General features: G+C 70.5%; 18 protein-coding genes and 1 pseudogene. 14 read left to right on the top strand and 5 right to left on the bottom strand.

Going from position 1 to position 18,823, the window contains the following annotated elements; translation table 11 throughout:
* The first annotated feature begins 11 nt into the window (after positions 1-11).
* The 7 genes and pseudogenes from OIE53_RS22445 to OIE53_RS22415 form a co-directional block, all read left to right on the top strand.
* Entirely contained in the window at positions 12-1,157 is a 1,146-nt protein-coding gene (locus OIE53_RS22445; protein WP_327023482.1) for an FAD-dependent oxidoreductase, read from the top strand.
* Between the two features lie 149 nt (positions 1,158-1,306).
* Entirely contained in the window at positions 1,307-1,933 is a 627-nt protein-coding gene (locus OIE53_RS22440) for a TetR/AcrR family transcriptional regulator (protein WP_327023481.1), read from the top strand.
* Positions 1,934-2,032: 99 nt separating this feature from the next.
* Complete coding sequence (locus tag OIE53_RS22435; RefSeq protein WP_327023480.1) at positions 2,033-3,370, top strand: acetyl-CoA carboxylase biotin carboxylase subunit; 1,338 nt, start codon at positions 2,033-2,035, stop codon at positions 3,368-3,370.
* Positions 3,371-3,466: 96 nt separating this feature from the next.
* Positions 3,467-4,375, top strand: a complete 909-nt coding sequence (locus tag OIE53_RS22430; RefSeq protein WP_327027335.1) for a hydroxymethylglutaryl-CoA lyase — start codon at positions 3,467-3,469, stop codon at positions 4,373-4,375.
* A gap of 203 nt (positions 4,376-4,578) precedes the next feature.
* A complete protein-coding gene (locus OIE53_RS22425; RefSeq protein WP_327023479.1) occupies positions 4,579-6,111 on the top strand; it encodes an acyl-CoA carboxylase subunit beta in 1,533 nt (510 codons plus the stop codon).
* A gap of 82 nt (positions 6,112-6,193) precedes the next feature.
* On the top strand, positions 6,194-7,342 hold the full coding sequence (locus OIE53_RS22420; RefSeq protein ID WP_327023478.1) for an acyl-CoA dehydrogenase family protein: 1,149 nt from the start codon (positions 6,194-6,196) through the stop codon (positions 7,340-7,342).
* Between the two features lie 161 nt (positions 7,343-7,503).
* Positions 7,504-9,183 (top strand): annotated as a pseudogene (locus tag OIE53_RS22415) (ATP-binding protein); the annotation flags it as partial.
* A gap of 271 nt (positions 9,184-9,454) precedes the next feature.
* On the opposite strand, the gene OIE53_RS22410 reads toward OIE53_RS22415, so the two are convergent.
* Positions 9,455-9,964, bottom strand: coding sequence for a MarR family winged helix-turn-helix transcriptional regulator (locus OIE53_RS22410; protein ID WP_327023477.1), 510 nt, complete (start codon positions 9,962-9,964; stop codon positions 9,455-9,457).
* A gap of 100 nt (positions 9,965-10,064) precedes the next feature.
* Between OIE53_RS22410 and OIE53_RS22405 the strand changes: the two genes are divergently transcribed.
* Together OIE53_RS22405 and OIE53_RS22400 are read left to right on the top strand one after the other, a co-directional pair.
* Positions 10,065-10,643: a YceI family protein gene (locus OIE53_RS22405; RefSeq protein ID WP_327023476.1), complete on the top strand. Its 579-nt coding sequence runs from the start codon at positions 10,065-10,067 to the stop codon at positions 10,641-10,643.
* Between the two features lie 401 nt (positions 10,644-11,044).
* Positions 11,045-12,523, top strand: coding sequence for a glutamate--cysteine ligase (locus OIE53_RS22400; RefSeq protein ID WP_327023475.1), 1,479 nt, complete (start codon positions 11,045-11,047; stop codon positions 12,521-12,523).
* Positions 12,524-12,525: 2 nt separating this feature from the next.
* Here OIE53_RS22400 and OIE53_RS22395 read toward each other — a convergent pair whose 3' ends face one another.
* Positions 12,526-13,794 carry a hypothetical protein gene (locus tag OIE53_RS22395; RefSeq protein WP_327023474.1) on the bottom strand — a complete coding sequence of 423 codons (1,269 nt, stop codon included), beginning with the start codon at positions 13,792-13,794 and terminating at the stop codon, positions 12,526-12,528.
* Positions 13,795-13,923: 129 nt separating this feature from the next.
* Here OIE53_RS22395 and OIE53_RS22390 point away from each other — a divergent pair, with 129 nt between their 5' ends.
* Together OIE53_RS22390 and OIE53_RS22385 are read left to right on the top strand one after the other, a co-directional pair.
* Positions 13,924-14,208, top strand: coding sequence for a PASTA domain-containing protein (locus OIE53_RS22390; protein ID WP_327023473.1), 285 nt, complete (start codon positions 13,924-13,926; stop codon positions 14,206-14,208).
* Between the two features lie 268 nt (positions 14,209-14,476).
* The gene (locus tag OIE53_RS22385) at positions 14,477-15,091 is read left to right on the top strand and encodes a PASTA domain-containing protein (protein WP_327023472.1); all 615 of its coding nucleotides are present in this window, start codon (positions 14,477-14,479) and stop codon (positions 15,089-15,091) included.
* A gap of 12 nt (positions 15,092-15,103) precedes the next feature.
* Here OIE53_RS22385 and OIE53_RS22380 read toward each other — a convergent pair whose 3' ends face one another.
* Together OIE53_RS22380 and OIE53_RS22375 are read right to left on the bottom strand one after the other, a co-directional pair.
* Entirely contained in the window at positions 15,104-15,532 is a 429-nt protein-coding gene (locus OIE53_RS22380) for a hypothetical protein (protein WP_327023471.1), read from the bottom strand.
* Between the two features lie 126 nt (positions 15,533-15,658).
* The gene (locus tag OIE53_RS22375; protein WP_327023470.1) at positions 15,659-15,946 is read right to left on the bottom strand and encodes a hypothetical protein; all 288 of its coding nucleotides are present in this window, start codon (positions 15,944-15,946) and stop codon (positions 15,659-15,661) included.
* A gap of 488 nt (positions 15,947-16,434) precedes the next feature.
* On the opposite strand from OIE53_RS22375, the gene OIE53_RS22370 reads away from it, so the two are divergent.
* The 3 genes from OIE53_RS22370 to OIE53_RS22360 all read left to right on the top strand — a co-directional run bounded on the left by OIE53_RS22370 (position 16,435) and on the right by OIE53_RS22360 (position 18,083).
* Positions 16,435-17,310, top strand: a complete 876-nt coding sequence (locus tag OIE53_RS22370) for a helix-turn-helix domain-containing protein (protein WP_327023469.1) — start codon at positions 16,435-16,437, stop codon at positions 17,308-17,310.
* Positions 17,286-17,507, top strand: a complete 222-nt coding sequence (locus OIE53_RS22365) for a DUF397 domain-containing protein (protein ID WP_327027334.1) — start codon at positions 17,286-17,288, stop codon at positions 17,505-17,507. The genes OIE53_RS22370 and OIE53_RS22365 overlap by 25 nt, the downstream gene beginning before the upstream one ends.
* Positions 17,508-17,678: 171 nt before the next feature.
* Positions 17,679-18,083, top strand: a complete 405-nt coding sequence (locus OIE53_RS22360) for a hypothetical protein (protein WP_327023468.1) — start codon at positions 17,679-17,681, stop codon at positions 18,081-18,083.
* On the opposite strand, the gene OIE53_RS22355 is transcribed toward OIE53_RS22360, so the two are convergent.
* Positions 18,051-18,653 (bottom strand): hypothetical protein, encoded by a 603-nt coding sequence (locus tag OIE53_RS22355; protein ID WP_327023467.1) that lies wholly within the window; start codon positions 18,651-18,653, stop codon positions 18,051-18,053. The genes OIE53_RS22360 and OIE53_RS22355 overlap by 33 nt on opposite strands.
* Positions 18,654-18,823: the final 170 nt, after the last annotated feature.

The raw sequence follows: 18,823 nt of genomic DNA, 5'->3' as shown, positions 1-18,823 counted from the left end.
CGGAGGTCGCCATGCTGCCCGAACGAACGGATGTCCTGATCGTCGGCGCCGGCCCGACCGGGCTGACCGCGGCGCTCACCCTGGCCCGTCACGGTGTCCAGGCCACCCTGGTCGACGAGCGGGAACGGCCCCAGGTGACCTCCCGGGCGGCGGTGGTGCACGCGTACACCCTGGAGATGCTGGACCGCATCGACGCCGCAGCCCTCCTGGTGGCGCGGGGATTGCCCTCCCGTCGGATCACCGTGCGGGACCGGGACCGGGTGCTGGTCACCGTGCCGTTCGACGGATTGCCGAGTCGACATCGGTACGCCCTGACGGTGTCCCAGTCGGTCACCGAGCAGGTGCTAGCCGAGCAGCTGGCCGAGGCGGGGGGTGAGGTGCTGCGTCCGTACCGGCTGACCGGCCTGGACCTCGACGATGCCGGCGCCCTGGCGCGGTTCGACGGCGCCACCGTGCGGGCCCGGTGGGTGATCGCGGCCGACGGAATGCACAGCACCGTACGCACGGCGGCCGGCATCCCCTTCACCGGGCGGGCCGACACGGAATCCTTCGTGCTGGCCGACGTGCTCATGGACAGCACCATGTCCCGCGAAGGGGCCTCGATCTTCCTGGCCCGGGGCGGTCCACTGGTCTGGGTGCCGCTGCCCGGCGACCAGGTCCGCCTGGTCGCCACGGTCACCGACCCGCCGGCCGAGCCCGATGCCGCATACCTGCAACGGATCCTCGACGAACGCGGCCCGGCCGCCCGCCCCGACCGGGTACGCGAGGTGCTGTGGTCCTCCCGTTTCCGGCAGCACCAGCGGGTGGCCGAGACCTTCCGCGCCGGGCCGATCCTGTTGGCCGGTGACTCCGGTCATGTGCACAGCCCTGCCGGGGGGCAGGGCATGAATCTGGGCATCCGTGACGCGATCGACCTGGGGGAAACCCTCGCCGAGGTGCTGGCCGGGGGGCCCGACCGGCTGCTCGACGAGTACGCCGCCCGGCGTCGTCCGCTGGCCGAGGAGGTGGCCGGCTTCGCCGGCCGGCTGACCCGGCTCGCCGTGGTGCCCCCGCCCGCCCGGCCGGCCCGGGACGTGCTGCTGCGCCTGGTCTCCGGGCTGCCCCCGGTACGCCGCCGGATCGCCCTGCGGCTGTCCGGGCTGCACCAGCGGGCGTGACCTCCAGCGGCCGATCCGCCCGCTGAGCTGGTGCGGGTGCTGTTCGTGACCGGTCGTCGGCGGCCATCGCCACGTGGGCGTTCCCGGCAGGCGGACTGGCGGGTAACCAAGCCTGCCCCCGGTCATCGGCCTCGGTCTAGGCTTGCCCGGTGACGGTGGAGCAGCGGGCCCGCAGCGCGAACAGCGGGGCTACGGGGACGGGGCGGCGCCGGTCCCGCAAGGACGAGATCCTGGAGATCGCGGTGGGGCTGTTCGCCTCCCGCGGCTACCACGGGGTGTCGATGGACGACATCGGCGCGGCGGCCGGGGTGACCGGCCCGGCCCTCTACCACCACTTCGCCGGCAAGGAGGCGATGCTGGTCGCCGCGCTGGTGCCGGTGAGCGAGGGACTGCTCGACGGAGGCCGTCAGCGCGCCGCCGGCCACCCGGGCGATCCAGGTGCCGCCCTGGAGTCGTTGATCGACTTTCATGTCGACTTCGCATTGGCCAATCCCGCAGTCATCGCGTTGCACCTGCACGAGTTGGACCGGCTGCCCGAGGAGCCCCGACGGCGCATCCGGCGCCTCCAGCGGCTCTACGTGGAGGAGTGGGTCACCGTGCTGACCGCCCTGCACGACGGGCTGCCCGACGGGGAGGCGCGGGTGCTGGCGCACGCCGCCTTCGGCCTGATGAACTCCACCCCCTTCCTCGGTGGTGAGGTGGACCGCCGCCGCCGGGCCGAACTGCTGCGCGCCGCCACCCTGGCCGCGCTGCTGGCCCCCACCGGACCGGCCTGAGGTCTCCTCCCCGGGGCTCCAGCAAGAGGGCCCTTCCTTGCTCCATGGCGGTGGGCCTGCCTAGCATGCGGTCCCACCATCTGGACGCTCGGAGGACCCATGATCGAGTCGTTGCTGGTCGCCAACCGGGGCGAGATCGCCCGCCGGATCATCCGTACCGCCAGGCGGCTCGGCGTACGCGCGATCGCGGTGCATTCCGAGGCGGACGCCGATCTGCCGTTCGTGCGGGAGGCCGACGAGGCGGTCTGTGTAGGGCCCGCCAACCCGGCGCAGAGTTACCGCAACACCGAGGCGATCCTCGCCGCCGCCGCCTCGACCGGGGCCCAGGCCATCCACCCCGGCTACGGCTTCCTGTCGGAGAACGCCGACTTCGCCCGTACCGTCGAGGCCGAGGGCCTGGTCTGGGTCGGACCGGGGGCGGACGCGATCAGCGCGATGGGCGACAAGATCAACGCGCGGAACCTGATGGCCGCCGCCGGGGTTCCGGTGGCCCCCGGCACCACCGAGCCGGCGGCCGACCTGCCCGCGGCGGTCGCGGCCGCGAACCAGATCGGGTACCCGGTCATGGTGAAGGCCGCCGCCGGCGGTGGCGGCATGGGCATGGGGGTGGCCGCCGACGAGAGCGCTCTGCGCACCGAGTACGACAAGGTGCGCGCGTTCGCGGAGCGGATGTTCGGCGACGGCTCGGTGTTGATCGAGCGCTACTTCCCCCGGGTACGGCACGTCGAGGTGCAGATCCTGGGGCTGGCCGACGGCCGGGTGGTGGCCCTGGGTGAGCGGGAGTGCTCCGTGCAGCGCCGCAACCAGAAGCTGGTCGAGGAGTCCCCCTCCCCGGCGGTGTCGCCGCAGCTGCGGGAACGCCTGCTGGCCGCGGCGGTACGGGCCGGTGAGGCGGTCGGCTACCGCAACGCCGGCACGGTGGAGTGTCTGCTGGTCCCGGGCACGGACGAGTTCTTCTTCCTGGAGATGAACACCCGGCTCCAGGTGGAGCACCCGGTCACCGAGCTGGTCTACGGCCTGGACCTGGTCGAGGAGCAGCTGCGGGTGGCCGCCGGCCTGCCGCCCACCTTCGACCCGGACGCGCTGAGTCCGCGCGGCCACGCCATCGAGTTGCGGATCAACGCCGAGGACCCGAAGCGGTTCCTGCCCGGCCCAGGGGTGATCAAGACCTGGGTGGAGCCCACCGGCGAGGGGGTACGGGTCGACTCCGGCTACGTCGAGGGCAACACGGTCACCCCCTTCTACGACAGCCTGATGGCCAAGCTCATCGTGTACGCCGACACCCGCTCCGAGGCCATCGCCCGGGCCCGTACCGCCGTGGCCGACTTCGCCCTGTCCGGCCCCAAGAACAACCTTCCCTTCTTCACCGAACTCCTGGACAACCAGGAGTTCACCTCCGGCACCTACGACACCACCCTGATAACCCGCATGCGCTGAACTTTTCGATCAACAGGGGTCGGGTGGGTGGGGTGGGATGCTGGAAAGGAAGCAGGGCTCGATGGGTGTCACAGTGAGGTGGCCAGGATGACGGAACTGCCGGGGTTTGTGTCCATCCGGGAGGTTGGACCGCGTGACGGGCTCCAGAACGAGGAGCCGATTCCGACCGAGGCTAAGGTGCGGCTGCTCGACGCGCTGTCCCACACCGGGGTACGGCGGATCGAGGCGGTGTCGTTCGTGCACCCGAAGGCGATCCCGCAGATGGCCGACGCCGACGAGGTGTGGCAGCGGGCGACGAAGGTCGACGGGGTGAACTACTCGGCGCTGGTGCCCAACTCCCGGGGCGCCCAGCGGGCCCTGGCCGCCGGGTTCACCGAGATCGAAGTCGTCGTCTCCGCCAGCGACACCCACAATCGGCGCAACGTCAACCGCGGCACGGACGAGTCGCTCGACGACATCGCCGAGCTGATCGACCTGCTGCACGGCGCCGGCGCCACCGCCGAGGTGATCATCGCTACCAGCTTCGGTTGCCCGTACGAGGGGGACATCGACCCCGGCCGGGTGGCCGCCATCGTGGACCGGGTGGTCCGTGACGGCGCCGACCGGGTGGCCTTCGGCGACACCACCGGCATGGGTACCCCCCGACGGGTCCGGGACCTGCTGGCCGCCGTACGCGAGCGCAACGCGGACATCCCGGTGCTGCTGCACTTCCACAACACCCGGGGTACCGCCCTGGCGAACCTGTTGACCGCGTTGGAGTTCGGGATCACCGAGTTCGACGCCAGCGTCGGTGGCCTGGGCGGCTGCCCGTACGCCCCCGGTGCCAGCGGCAACCTGGCCACTGAGGAGGCCGTGCACATGCTGCACGACATGGGCATCGACACCGGCATCGACCTCGACGCCCTGATCGAGGCCGCCAAACTCGCCGAGGAACTGACCGCCCGCCGCCTCCCCTCCGGCGTCCTCCGCGCTGGCCCCCGCACCCTCCTGACCCCCCTCCCCTAAACCCACCCCCACCCTCCCCCGCGATCTTGCAGTTTTGGTCGCCATGTATCGCCATGAAAGGTGCATATGGGCGACACAAAGTGCAAGATCGCGGGAGGGGTCGCGGGGGCGGGGCAGAGGGCGGGTGGGTGAGGCGTGGTGGGGGGTGGGGGGAGTGGGGTAGATTAACGATCGTTCAGGTCGGCTGGGGGTGGGGAGCCGTGGTGACGGTAGACGGTGGCGCGCTGGAGCAACTCGGTAAGCGGGTTCGGGCCGGCGGTGCGGAGAAGTACCACGCGGCGAACGCGGCCAAGGGCAAGCTGTTCGCCCGGGAGCGGGTGGCGCTGCTGGTCGATGAGGGATCCTTCGTCGAGGATGGACTCTTCGCCAACGCCCTAGCCGAGGGCCTGCCCGCCGACGGGGTGGTGACCGGCACGGCCACCATCGACGGGCGTCAGGTCTGCCTGATGGCCAACGATTCCACCGTCAAGGCCGGCAGCTGGGGCGCGCGTACCGTCGAGAAGATCATTCGGATCATCGAGCGGGCGTACGACACCGGGGTCCCGATGGTCTACCTGGTCGACTCGGCCGGGGCCCGGATCACCGACCAGGTGGAGCTGTTCCCGGGGCGCCGGGGTGCCGGCAAGATCTTCTGGAATCAGGTACGCGCCTCCGGCTCGATTCCCCAGGTCTGCGCACTGTTCGGGCCTAGCGCGGCCGGCGGCGCTTACATCCCGGCGTTCTGCGACGTGGTGGCCATGGTGGACGGCAACGCCAGCATGTACCTCGGCTCCGACCGGATGGTCGAGATGGTCACCGGGGAGAAGACCACCCTGGAGGCGATGGGCGGTGCCAAGGTGCACTGCGCCGAGTCGGGGGTCGGGCACTTCCTCTGCAAGACCGAGGCCGAGGCCCTCGACGTGGTCAAGCGCTACCTGTCGTACCTGCCGGCCAACTGGACCCAGCAGCCGCCGACGGCGGAGCCGGTCGAGGCCCCCGCCAAGGCGGACCTGGCCGCGCTGGTGCCGGCCAGCGAGCGGCAGGCCTTCGACATGCGGCGGTACGTCAAGGGGCTGCTCGACGAGGGTTCCTTCTTCGAGATCCAGGCCCTCTGGGCCAAGGAGTTGACCATCGGGTTCGGCCGGCTGAACGGCGAGGTCGTCGGCGTGATCGGCAACAACTCGATGTTCAAGGGCGGGGTGCTCTTCGTCGACTCGGCCGACAAGGCCAGCCGGTTCGTGCAGCTCTGCGACGCCTTCAACGTGCCGCTGCTGTTCCTGTCCGACGTGCCCGGATTCATGGTCGGCAGCGCGGTGGAGAAGCAGGGCATCATCCGGCACGGTGCAAAGATGATCACCGCGATCTCCGAGGCGACCGTACCCAAGATCTGTGTGGTGGTCCGCAAGGCGTACGGCGCTGGTCTTTATGCCATGGCCGGGCCGGGCTTCGAGCCGGACGCCACCATCGCCCTGCCCACCGCGAAGATCGCGGTGATGGGCGCGGAGGCCGCGGTCAACGCGGTGTATGCGAACAAGATCGCCGCGATCGAGGACGAGGCCGAGCGGGCTGCCTTCGTCGCCGCCAAGCGCGCCGAGTACGAGCAGGACATCGACATCGTCCGGTTGGCCAGTGAACTGGTCATCGACACGATCGTCGAGCCGCACGAGTTGCGCGCCGAACTGGTCCGCCGCTTCACCGCCGCCCGGAGCAAGGATCGGCACTTCTCCCGGCGTCGGCACGGCGTAACCCCCGTCTGAACCGGCGTACCCGCAGCAGTCATCACCGGCACCGTCGGCGGCGCCACAAGCGTCCGACGGCCGTCCACACAGGAGGAACCCGATGGACTTCCGGCTCTCCGAGGAGCACCAGGCCCTGCGCGACAGCGTGCGGGACTTCGCCCGCGAGGTGGTCGCGCCGGTCATCGCCGAGCACTACGAGCAGCACACCTTCCCGTACGAGATCATCCGGCAGATGGGCAAGATGGGCCTGTTCGGCCTGCCCTTCAGCGAGGAGTACGGCGGGATGGGCGGCGACTACTTCGCCCTCTGCCTGGCGTTGGAGGAGTTGGCCCGGGTCGACTCCAGCGTGGCGATCACCCTGGAGGCGGCGGTCTCCCTGGGCGCGATGCCGATCTACCGGTTCGGCACCGAGGAGCAGAAGGCCCGCTGGCTGCCGAAGCTGCTCAGCGGCGAGGCGCTGGCCGGGTTCGGGCTGACCGAGCCGGGCACCGGCTCGGACGCCGGGGGCACGGAGACCCGGGCCGTGCTGGAGGGCGACGAGTGGGTGATCAACGGTTCGAAGGCCTTCATCACCAACTCGGGCACGGACATCACCTCCATGGTCACCGTCACCGCGGTCACCGGCACCCGACCGGACGGCGCCAAGGAACTGTCCACCATCATCGTGCCGAGCGGCACCCCGGGCTTCACGGTCGCCCCCGGCTACTCCAAGGTCGGCTGGACCGCCTCGGACACCCACGAGTTGACCTTCGACGACTGCCGGGTGCCGGCGGAGAACCTGCTCGGCGAGCGGGGCCGGGGCTTCGCCCAGTTCCTGCGCATCCTCGACGAGGGTCGGATCGCCATCGCCGCCCTGGCCGTGGGGCTGGCCCAGGGCTGCGTCGACGAGTCGATCAAGTACGCCCGCGAGCGGCACGCCTTCGGCCAGCCGATCGGCAACTACCAGGCGATCCAGTTCAAGGTCGCCGACATGGAGATGAAGGCGCACACCGCCCGGCTGGCGTACTACGACGCGGCGGCCCGGATGCTGGCCGGCGAGCCGTTCAAGCGGCAGGCGGCGATCGCCAAGCTGCACGCCAGCACGATCGCGGTGGACAACGCCCGGGAGGCCACCCAGATCCACGGCGGGTACGGCTTCATGAACGAGTACCCGGTGGCCCGGTTCTGGCGGGACTCCAAGATCCTGGAGATCGGCGAGGGCACCTCCGAGGTGCAGCGCATGATCATCGCGCGGGACCTGGGGATGTGAGCCGAGCCGGGCAGCCGGGGCCAGGGCTCGACGGGCCACCTGTCCTGGCGCCGGCCCTGCGCGGCTGACCCCGGCTCATCCTGTCGGCTTTCCGCATCGACCGGTCGGGTGGCTGACGCTCGTGTGTCGGCTGTCGGTCCTGGCCCGTAATGTCCGTGGCCATGACGCTGGGTCATGATCCCTTCTCGGCCTCGGTCGAGCCGTCCGACCTCGCGCAGCTGCTGCGCGGCCACCGTCGAGCCGCCGGCCTGACCCAGGCCGAACTCGCGGCCCGGGCCGGTGTCGGCGTACGGACGGTCCGGGACCTGGAACGGGGACGCTCCCTGCGTCCGCAACGGACCACGATCGAGCTGCTGGCCGGTGCTCTGGGACTGACCGGTGCCGCCCGTACGACCTTCGTGGCAGCCGCTCGGGGAGCCGGTGACGACCCGGTCGGCTCCGGTACCCCGACACCCATCCCGCCACCACCCGAGCTGATCGGGCGGGAGGGTGACCTGGCCGAGCTGGTGGCCCTGCTGACCGGGCCGCACGGCCCCCAGGTGATCAGCCTGGTGGGCCTGGCCGGGGTCGGGAAGACCGCGCTGGCCCTGGCCGTCGGTCATGCCGTACACCCTGGGGAGGCCCGGGGGGTGCAAATCGGCGTCGGATCGGATGTCGCCGAGGTGCTCGCGGCCGTGCTGGAGGTCTTCGGGGCTGCCCGGGTCGCGGACCTGGCCGCCCGGATCGGCGATCGTCCGGGGTTGCTGTTGGTGGACGCGGCCGAACGGGCCCCCGAGGCGGTGGCCCGGACGGTGCCCCGCCTCGCCGAGGCGGCGCCCTCCCTGCGGGTACTGATCACCAGTCGGCATCCGCTGGGGCTGCCGGAGGAATGGGTCCGACCGGTCCCGCCCCTGGAGGTGCCGGCGCCGGAGGTCATCGATCCGGCGACCCTGGCGGCCTGTCCGGCGGTGGCCCTGTTCACCGCCCGGCTGGCGCAGGTCCGCCGGGAACCACCGGCCACCGAGGAGCTGCCTGCCCTGGCCACCCTGGTACGACGAACCGGCGGGCTGCCACTGGCCATCGAGCTGATGGCGGCACGCGGTCGACTGCTCAGCCTGACCGAACTGCTGGACCGGTACGGCGACCGGGTGCTGGATCTGGACCTGGCTGTCCGCAGCGGCTGGCAGGGTGGGCAGATGCGGCGGGACGAGCCCCGCGTACCGGTGCAGGAGACGCTGCGCGACGCGGTGGCGGCCAGCTACCGACTGCTGGACGACGAGGAACGTGCGGCGCTGCGGCGGTTCGCCGCGTTCGGCAACCGGTGGTCGCTGGAACTGGCCGAGGAGATGCTAGCCGGCACCGCCATCACCGCCGACCCCGTACGGTTGCTCGACCGGTTCCTGGAACTGGGGCTGCTGAACCTGCGCGGGGATGCACCGCTGCGCTTCCGGTTGCTCGACGCGGTCCGGGACTACGCGCTGGAGCGCGCCTCCGGCGCCGGTGAGTCGACCGTCATCCGTCGTCGGCACGCCCGGGTGATCGCGCGATTCGTGGAGCGCACCGTGGCGGGACTGGTCGACACCGAGGCCTGTCTACTCGACGAGGTCCGCGGGGACATCGATGCCGCGCTGGCGTACGCCGCAGTCGACGATCCCGGCACCGCCCTGCGTCTGGCGGTTGGCCTGCCGCCCTGGTGGCGGCGCCGCGGGCAGGAAGCCGTGGGGCGGGAGTGGCTGTCCCGGCTGCTGACCGATCCGGGTACCGCTGATGTCGATCCGCAACTGCGCGCCCGGGCGGCGCTGGAGGTGGCGGCGCTGGCCGGTGCGGGTGAGGCTGCTGGGGAGGAGTCGCCGAAGGGCCGGGATCGGTCGCGGCGACGGGGGGTGGTGGCGCGGACGAGAAAGCCCCCTGTTGTCACCCCTCGCTCATCGTCCGCGCCGGCACCCCCCTGCACGCCCCCGCGGACCCGAGACTAGCGAGACGGGGACAGGTCATCTGTCGGATTTGATGGTCTATCCCCGTTTGATCGATGGATTCTGCCGCCTTTTCTGCCGCTGCTGTCACCCTCGGCTGGTCGGCCGAACACCGGTAGTTCACAGCGGGGGTTGATCAGTAGCCACGGTCACGCGATGATCAACCTTCGGTGGGGCTGGTGTCCTCCGTACGGACGGACTCGTCGCTGCCGGCGGTCGCGCAGGGATGCACCGCATCCCGCACCCGGCGCAGGCCGTCGAGCAGTGCGCTCAGGGCTGCGGGATCCAGTTGGCCGGTGAACCAGTCCTCGATGAGTTGGAGGTGGCCGGGCAGGCATTCATCGAGTCGACGCAGGCCGGCGGGGGTCACCACGGCGAAGGAGCTACGTCGGTCGGAGGGGCAGGCCTGCCGGACGATCAGGCCGTCGCGCTCCATCCGGTCGACCACCCGGGTCACCCCGCTGGTGGACAGCGAGGTCTGGGCGGCGAGGTCGGTCATTCTCAGTTGGTTGTCGGGCGAGCGGGTCAGTCGGGTGAGCACCTCGAACTCGACCGAGGAAAGCCCGTGTTCTTCCAGCTGCGCGGCGAATCGTGCCGACAGCCCGGCGTACACCTCGAAGAGGAGGCCGACAGCGGTGATGCGTGAGTCGTTGAACACGTTCGGGTTCACCAGGCCATCCTATCAGTACTTGACACACGGAATATTGTTGAGAGTATAGTTGCTGAGTCAGTCGTTGACTTGCCGAACATTATCCCTGGAGGAAGTTCCCATGACCAGCACCGAGTCGGTTACCCGCGAATGGAACGGCCTGACCATCCCGGCGGCCGGCACCTACCTCCTGGACGCCGCGCACAAGCGGGTCGGCTTCCTGGCCCGGCACATGATGGTCTCCAAGGTGCGGGGTGAGTTCACCGAGGCCACCGCGACCATCACGATCGCCGAGGAGCCGTTGGAGTCGACCGTCAGCGCGACCATCCAGGCGGCCAGCATTACCACCGCCCAGGCCGACCGGGACGCACACCTGCGCAGCCCGGAGTTCCTCGACGTCGAGAAGTTCGCCACCCTGGAGTACCGCAGCACCGGGGTGAAGTCCCACAGCGGCAACGAGTTCGTCCTCGCCGGTGAGCTCACCATCAAGGACGTGACCCGCCCGGTCGACCTCAAGGTCGAGTTCGAGGGTGTCGGTCGCAGCCCCTTCGGCCAGGACATCTTCGGCTTCTCGGCGAGCGCCGAGATCGACCGTGAGGAGTTCGGCCTGACCTGGAACGTCGCCCTGGAGTCCGGTGGCGTCCTGGTCGGCAAGAAGATCAAGATTGAGATCGAGGGCGAGGGCGTCCGCCAGGCCTGATCCTGACACCCGCCGACAGGCCCGCGCTGAAGCTCGCGCGGGCCTTTCGGCGTTGTCCACCACGTCGCGCTGCCACCGGTGGCACGTGTCGGCGAAATGTCGGGAAAACCACGCCGGATGCCCGGACAACCATGCGGGACGCTGTGGCAACCACGGGGGCCGATGCTTAATGTCACAGATTGTTCGTCAGTTGGACCGTTGGCCACGACAGCCCGGCTGGGTAGGAAGTCTTCTAGCGCGTCCGATCGGGCCCGTCGCTGGTCAGAGCGGCGTTGCTGGGCGGTGGACTGCGGCAGGGAACCGATGTTCGGGGCAGCCAGGTTCGGCGCGTCAGCGAGTATGGTTCACACTGCGCTGCGGAACGGCACCGGTTCCGTCGCGTCGCGCCCCGGGAGGAACACATGGGCAGGGATGTCGACCGAGCCACATTCTCCCGTGAGGATCGGGTCCTCTACCGGCAGAAGGTCCGCCGCTGCCTGGATGTCTTCGCCCTGATGCTCGACGACTTCGGCTTCGACGCCGACCGGCCGATGACCGGGCTGGAGATCGAGCTGAACCTGGTCGATCAGGCGGCTGAACCCGCCATGCGCAACGAGGAGATCCTCGCCGCCATCGCCGATCCGCTGTTCCAGACCGAGCTGGGACAGTTCAACCTGGAGCTGAACGCGAGTCCGAGACTGATCTCCGGTGACGGCTTCGCCGACTACGAGCGGGGCCTGCTGGGCAGCCTCAACCGGGCGGGTGAGCGGGCGGCCCGCTCGGACACCCGGATCGTCCTGGTCGGCATCCTGCCCACCCTGACCGAGTGTCATCTGGTCGCCGACAATCTGTCCACGAACGAGCGTTACCGGGTGCTCAACGACCAGATCGTCGGTGCCCGGGGCGAGGACATCGAACTGGACATCCGCGGGGTGGAGCGGCTGCGTACCCACACCGACTCCATCGCCCCCGAAGCGGCCTGCACCAGCCTCCAGTTCCACCTCCAGGTGGCGCCGGACAGCTTCGCCGACTACTGGAACGCCTCCCAGGCGATCGCCGGAGCGCAGGTGGCGGTGGGGGCCAACTCCCCCTTCCTGTACGGCCGGCAACTATGGGCGGAGACCCGGATCGCCCTGTTCGAACAGGCCACCGACACCCGCCCGGATGAGTTGAAGGCGCAAGGGGTGCGACCCCGGGTGTGGTTCGGGGAACGCTGGATCACCTCGATCTTCGACCTCTTCGAGGAGAACGTCCGCTACTTCCCGCCGCTGCTGCCCATCTGCGAGAGCGAGGACCCGGTCGAGGTCCTGCACGCCGGCGGGGTGCCCGAACTCGCCGAGCTGAGGCTGCACAACGGCACGGTCTACCGCTGGAACCGCCCGGTGTACGACATCATGAACGGGCGCCCACATCTGCGGGTCGAGAACCGGGTGCTGCCGGCCGGGCCCACCGTGGTCGACATGCTGGCCAACGCCGCCTTCTACTTCGGGCTGGTCCGGGGCCTGGCCGAGGCAGACCGTCCGATCTGGAGCCAGCTGACCTTCAGCTCCGCCGAGGAGAACTTCCACGCCGCCGCCCGACGGGGCATGGACGCCGTAGTGCACTGGCCCCGCCTCGGTGAGGTGCCGGTGACCAAGCTGGTCCTCGACGTGTTGTTGCCCATCGCCTTCGACGGGCTGGACGGCTTCGGGGTGGCCCCGGCCGAACGCGACCGGCTGCTCGGCATCATCGAGCAGCGCTGTCGTACCGGCCGTAACGGTGCGGACTGGCAGACCTCGACCGTGTGGGCCGCCCAGCGGCAACGGGGCATGGACCGGCGGGCCGCCCTGCACCACATGCTTCAGCGGTACGCCGAGTTGCAGGGCAGCAACGAACCGGTGCACACCTGGCCGATCGACTGACCTCAGCGGGCTCGCCGCGAGGGCCGGGCAGGTCCCCTCCGGGTCTGCGGCCCCTCCGGTGACCCCTCGGCCCCGGGAGCCACATCCGACCCCTCCCGGACCCCGCCGGAGGTGATCTCCGCAGGCTCCGCCCCGGCCTGCTTATCCGACCTGGTGGGCTTGGCGCCGGCCACCCCGGCACCGTCCCCGGCTGCATTGGGGCGGTCGCCGGTCGGCTCGCCGGGGCTGTTGTTCTCGGTCGGCTCGCCGGTGACCCCGGAGGCGATGTCGTCGTCCCCGGAGCGCTGCCGAGGCAGCGGCGGGGTGGAGGGCTGATCGGCGACCGGCTGGTCCGACCGGCGTCGGGCGGCCCGCTGGGCGAGCGCGGCGACCAGGACGGATCCGCCGACTCCGACTATCGCCGCGTACGGGGCGATGAGGTGGGCGGACACCTGCTCGGGGCTGATCGCCGTCAACCTCGGTACGGCGAGGAAGTAGGCGATCGCCACCAGCAGAGGGCCGGCCGCACCGGAGGCGGTGGGGCCGACCCGCCGATCGGAGTCGCGTACCCCTCGCCAGGCGGCCAGGGCACCGATCGCCAGTGCCGAACCGAGCGAGAGGAGGGCTCCGGGCCAGTAGAAGTAGTCCCGGATCCAGAACTGGTCGCTGTCGGAGCTGAGCTGCCAGATGCCCAACTGTGCGGTGGTCAGACCCCGACCGGCCAGCACCGAGTCGACCACGGCGACGACCGCGAGCAGCCACAACCAGCCGGCGGTGGCGATCACATTGGTGGCTGCCGCCCGACAGCGCAGCGACCAGAGGGCCACCAAGGCACCCACCAGTACGCCGACTGCGGCGTACCCGGCGGCCATGTCCCGGGGCGCGGGGGTGTCCGGTACCACCGCGACCCGGGCGGGTACCGCGACCAGCAGCACGGTGATCAGTGCGCCCAGAGCGGCGGCCCCGGCCAACGCGATTGACCACCCGCCGTCACCGGGGCGTCGGCCGGTCTGCGAGGGTCGATCCGGGTCGCCTGTCGAGGTCGGGTCGGCCGGGCTGGGGTGCCGGTCGCGGAGCCGTTGGGCGCAGACCGCACCGAAGATGGTCGAGTTGGCGGCGATCCAGGTGGCCCAGATCAGACTGGCCACCCAGGCCGCCGTGCCGGCCGTCGGATCAGCCGGTGCCCAGTTCAGAATGCCCAGGCCGTACGCGAAACCCAGTTGGGCGGCACCGGCGCCGGCGGCTACGCCGGCTGCGGTGGCTATCGATCCTCCCCAGCCCTGTCTGGCCATGCCGGGCAGCGTAACCTCCTGTGCTCGGTGCGGCGAGTCGTGCGCCGTACCGGAGGGTGATGGTGACCGAGGGTGTCTGGCGTCGGTGATCACAGACGCCGATGATTGGGCGGTGGGGGCGATTCCCGGGTGTCGAGTACCGACCCGGAGGCCGGCAGCCTGGTGAAACGCGGTGTCGTAGTCGTGATCAATGTGATCGGGTCGCCACCGCCGACCGAGGTGCCGAACGTGCTGGGGACGGACTGCCGGGCGGCGGCGGCCGACCTCCTGCGCTACGGATTCGTCCCCCGCCATCCGGCCGGGCTGGACGGCGCGGTCACCGCCCAGGAACCTGCCGGTGGCACCCTCGGCCGGTGGGACGACGAGGTGCGCCTCGTCTGCGGGACCCCGGGGGACAGCCCGGATTCGCAGTGACCGGACGCCCGACACGCTGATGCCGGCCGATGGCCCGAGGAGGCGCTAGGTTGACCAGGGTGGGGATGTCGAGATGAGCGAGCGGGGCGAGGAACAGCCGGACGACCGGACACGTCCGTTGCCTTCGTCCGCCGCAGATCCCGACCACACCCGCCCCTTGCCTCCGGCTGCCGCAGATTCCGACTCCGCCGCAGATTCCGACCAGACCGCCATCCTGGGCGGCACCTCTGGACCCCCGGCGGCGGACCCGACCGTACCGGTGCCTCCGGTGCGACGGGCGGAGCCATGGTCGGGACGGGCCGAGGTGCCGCCGGCGGGTTCCGGTCAGGAGCGCGACCTGGCCGCCGGCGAGTGGTACGGCGACGACCCGGCCGGGCGGCGCTGGTGGCTGCCGATCGTCTGGGGCATCGCCCTGCTGCTGCTCCTGGCGCTGCTCGGGACAGGGCTGTGGCTGGCCCGTCAGGCGGTCGACGAGGGAGACTCCGGCCCGCCCTCGCCGCAGCCGACCACCTCGGCGGCACCCACGAGCGACTCGCCGTCACCCACCCGCTCGCCCTCGGCCACGCCGACGACCAGTGCGGCGCCGACCACCCTGCCGCTGCCCCCACTTGTCGGCCTCACCGAGGAGGCCGCCCGGGCCCTGCTGGACCGGCTGGATCTCGAACCCCAGGTGGAGTACCGCCCGTCGAACCAACCGGCGGGGACGGTGATCGCCACCGACCCGGGGGCGGGGGATCCCGTCGAGTCGGGCGACGTGGTCAGGTTGGTGGTCGCCAGGGCCGATCCGAGCCCGTCGACACCGGCCCCGGAGCCGCCGAGCACCGAGCCGACCACTGCACCGACGACCACTGATCCGACGGCCACGGCCAGCCCCACCAGGTGACCGTCGGAGGGCTCACCACTGGCGGCGTCTGGTACCCACCAGCCCCAGCCCGGCCAGGGAGATGGCCAGCCCGAACACCCCCGACCAGAACAGCGACCGACTGAGTTCGTCCGCGCTGTGCTCGCCGACGGTGTGACCGGTCCTGCCCGCCCGGTGGGGGGCGGAGGATTCGGGGCCGCCGGGCAGGTTGGCCGAGCCCTCGGGCGGCACGGCGAAGTCCTCGTCGGTGAACTCCTCCCAGGTGGGTGGGAAGTCCTCCGTCGGGGTGGCTTCCACCACCGTGATCTCGGGGGCGGGCACCGGTTCGGCCAGCCGGGTCGACGACAGGGCGGGATCCCGGATCAGCACCGCCAGGGTGGCGGCGGCACCCAGCAGTGCCAGGATTCCGAAGGCGTAGGCGATACGGGACCGATGGGGCCGCCGCGCGGACAGATTGACCATGGCCATCCCAGGTTCAGGGTCCTGGAGGCGCGGTGGAGAGGTGCCGGGGTGGGCACACCGATTCTATGGTGCCGGTGTGCCCCTCGGCGGCTGTTCCGAAGGCTCAGCCCGTCGTGGCTCGGCTGCTCAGGCCGTACGGATCGGGGTCCGGCTCACGGGCCGGCGGAGCGAGCGGACGGTGTGCGGCTGCGGCTGCGGCGCGGCCTGAAGCAGTCGCAGCCCATCCCGTTTGACGAAGATGGACCGGCGGTTGACCGCGTCTCCCACCGCGTTCAACTCGTAGCCTTCCAGCCAGAGCCAGCCGTCGTAGGTGGGCCGGTCCAGCACCCGGATCACCCGGAAGTGAATGGGCTTGGCGAACTGGACACTGGCCGCGCTGTTCACGTGCAGTACGTCACCGGAGCGGGGAAGCACATGGGCTCCTGAAGGTCGGCCGGCGGGGAAGGCCGGCAAGGCTGTGTGGGGGGCAGTGCGGACTTCCGGCGAGGAGGTCGTGTCTCTACACCGGTGCGGGACGATGACGGGTCGAGCGGTGCTGGTGGCCACCGGCCCGTCATGTCTCGGCTGTCACGGAAAGCGGCTGACGCTACCGCCTCCGATTGCACCGCGGTGATCACAGGGGGAGACTGGATCGAAACGGTGCGTAGCCTGGGTCATACGGACAGAGTGCATCAGCGTCGTGCTTCATGCAAGTTGCATGTCGACTTTTGCCGATACATGAGCGGCTCGCGCGAAACGACGCTTGAACGTTCCACCACCCAAACGGCACACTGGGACCGGTTTCGCCCGTCGCGGCCGGTCGAGGACCGGCTTCATCCCCCTTTGCCGCGAACGTCCGCCGCCCCATGGATCGCGCCCCAGGCGGCGGCACGCAGCGGCGCGTCGAGGCGGAAGGTGACACCGTGAGTGAGCGGCGTAGTCCGACCATCCGGCGACGCCGACTCGGCGCGGAACTTCGTCGCCAGCGGGAGACGGCCGGAATCACGATCGAGGCGGTCGCCGAGCAACTGGAGTGCTCGGCGTCGAAGATCTCCCGGATCGAGACCGGCCACACGACCGCGACCCCCCGGGACGTTCGGGACATGCTCCGCATCTACGGGGTGGTCGGCGCCGAGAGCGACGAGTTGGTGCAGATCGCGCGGGAGGCGCGGCAGAAGGGATGGTGGCATCCGTACAGCACGGTTCTGGTCGGGGCGTACGTGGGCCTGGAGGCCGCGGCCAGCTCGATCCGTGCGTACGAGCAGCAGGTCGTTCCGGGCCTACTGGAGACCGAGGACTACGCCAGCGCGATGATCCGTGCGGCCCGCCCTGACTTCACCGAGGAACAGGTGCGGCAACGAGTGCGTGTCCGACTCGGTCGTCAGTCGTTGTTGACGCAGGACGATCCGGTCGATCTGTGGGTGGTGCTCGATGAGGCGGTGATGAGCCGTCCGGTGGGCGGGGACGCGGTGATGCGCGCTCAGCTCCAGCAGTTGGTGGAGGTGGCCAAGCTGCCGAACGTGACGTTGCAGGTCCTGCCCTTCGAGGTGGGAGCTCACGCCGGCATGGACGGCACCTTCACGATTCTGGGCTTCCCTGAACCCGGTGATCCGGATGTCGTGTACGCGGAGAACGCCACGGGTGGGCTCTTCCTGGAGAAGAGCGACGAACTACAGAAGTACAACTTCATCTTCGATCACATTCGAGCAGCGGCCATGCGTCCGGAGGAGTCCGTCGGGTACATCGCAAAACTGGCAGAGGAGCCGCTGTGGAAATGGCGACGCAAGGATTCCCCGTGAACCTGACGCAGGCGCACTGGTTCAAGAGCTCGAAGAGCGGGCCGAACTGTGACAACTGCGTTGAGGTGGCGTATGTGACCGGGGCGGTCGGCGTCCGGGATTCGAAGGACAAGGCCGGACCGGCCCTGGTCTTCGCCCCGGGTGACTGGCGCGCCTTCGTCGCCGGCACACGGGACGGCGTCTTCGGACGGGACTGATCCCGTAGTAGTGACTGGTCCCCGATCGGCTCGTCCGGTCGGGGACCAGTTCGTGCCGACGGTCGGCACGGCTGCCGTCGCCACTTCGTGTCCGTCTCGTTGTACCTCTCGGTACGCGCTGGTCGACATCCCCCCGAGCAGGGCGGGTATCCGAACGAGGCAGGCGAGACGATGACGAGTATCGGGTCGGACAACCTCACCAACGGGCCGGGCAAGCCGGAGCGGTTCGGTGGGAAATATCGCGGGGCTCGGCGGGACACCGTGTTGACCGAGGTGGTCTCTACGGACCCCGAACACCCTGGGCGGGAGGCCAGCCCGACGGGCGAGCCGGCGGCTTCGCCGCTCACCCTGCCGTCGCTGGACCCCAATCCGCTCACCGAGCCGTCCTTCCCGGCGGCCGGTTGGTCGACCATGGACGAGGGCTCCCTGGCGGATCATCCGCTGCTGCGCGGCCTGCTGCTGGAGTTGCCCCCCAGGGGCAGTGTGCCGCCGCCGGGCTGGCTCGACCGCTGGTTCGAGGCGACCCGGGCGATCCTGGAACTGCTATACGTGCAGGGCACGGGCCGGGCTCGGTGAGCTGACGGCCCGCTGCGGCATGGCCCGCTCGGCCAGCCGGTTGTGCCGCAGCGCGTGGCGGACCCCGATGGCCACCACGCCCAACACTCCGATGGTGACCGCCGGTCCGGTGGCACCGGGGCCGAAGAACTGACCGACGCCGCTGGCCGCGATCAGGGCGGGCAGCAGGGCCAGTCCGGTCACCTGCAACGGCAGCCCGATCATCGGATGGGCGGCGGCGGCCCGCAGCCCGTGCGGGGCCGGGGTCGTGGCGGTGGCGGCCAGTGCCCCCGCTCCGGCCCGGAGCCGACGCACCCGGCGTACGGTGCAGATCGCCACCGTCAACGCGGGCAGGGCGGCCAGGGCCAGGCCACCGGCGGCCCGGTCGGCCAGGGTGGCACCGGCGGTGGTCAGGCCGGCGATCGGCAGAGCCACCGTCAGACCGAGCCCGACCAGGGTCAATCCGAGCAGCCAGCCGGTGTGTCGGCGCAGCCCGCGCGCGTGCCGCATCCGGGGCAGCCCCTCCGCGAGGTAGCCGGCGGCCCACCAGACGACTGCGACCGGGAGCAGGAGGACCAAGTGGTTCTGCATACCGGTCAGCCTTGCCCGTTTTTCGTGTCGGCGAATCCGGGTTGGTCCCCGGTCCCTCCCGTACCCGTACCCGTAGGGGGACCATCGCTTCGTGTTATGGGTGATCCGACATGTTTATCTGGTTGAACACCTCGAACTACCCTCTTCTTGATCGGCATCCTTCGATCTAG

The sequence above is a fragment of the Micromonospora sp. NBC_01739 genome (assembly GCF_035920385.1).
Classification (GTDB): Bacteria; Actinomycetota; Actinomycetes; order Mycobacteriales; family Micromonosporaceae; genus Micromonospora.
Note: the sequence above shows the minus strand (reverse complement) of the source record. Positions and strands in the feature narration are given on the sequence as shown.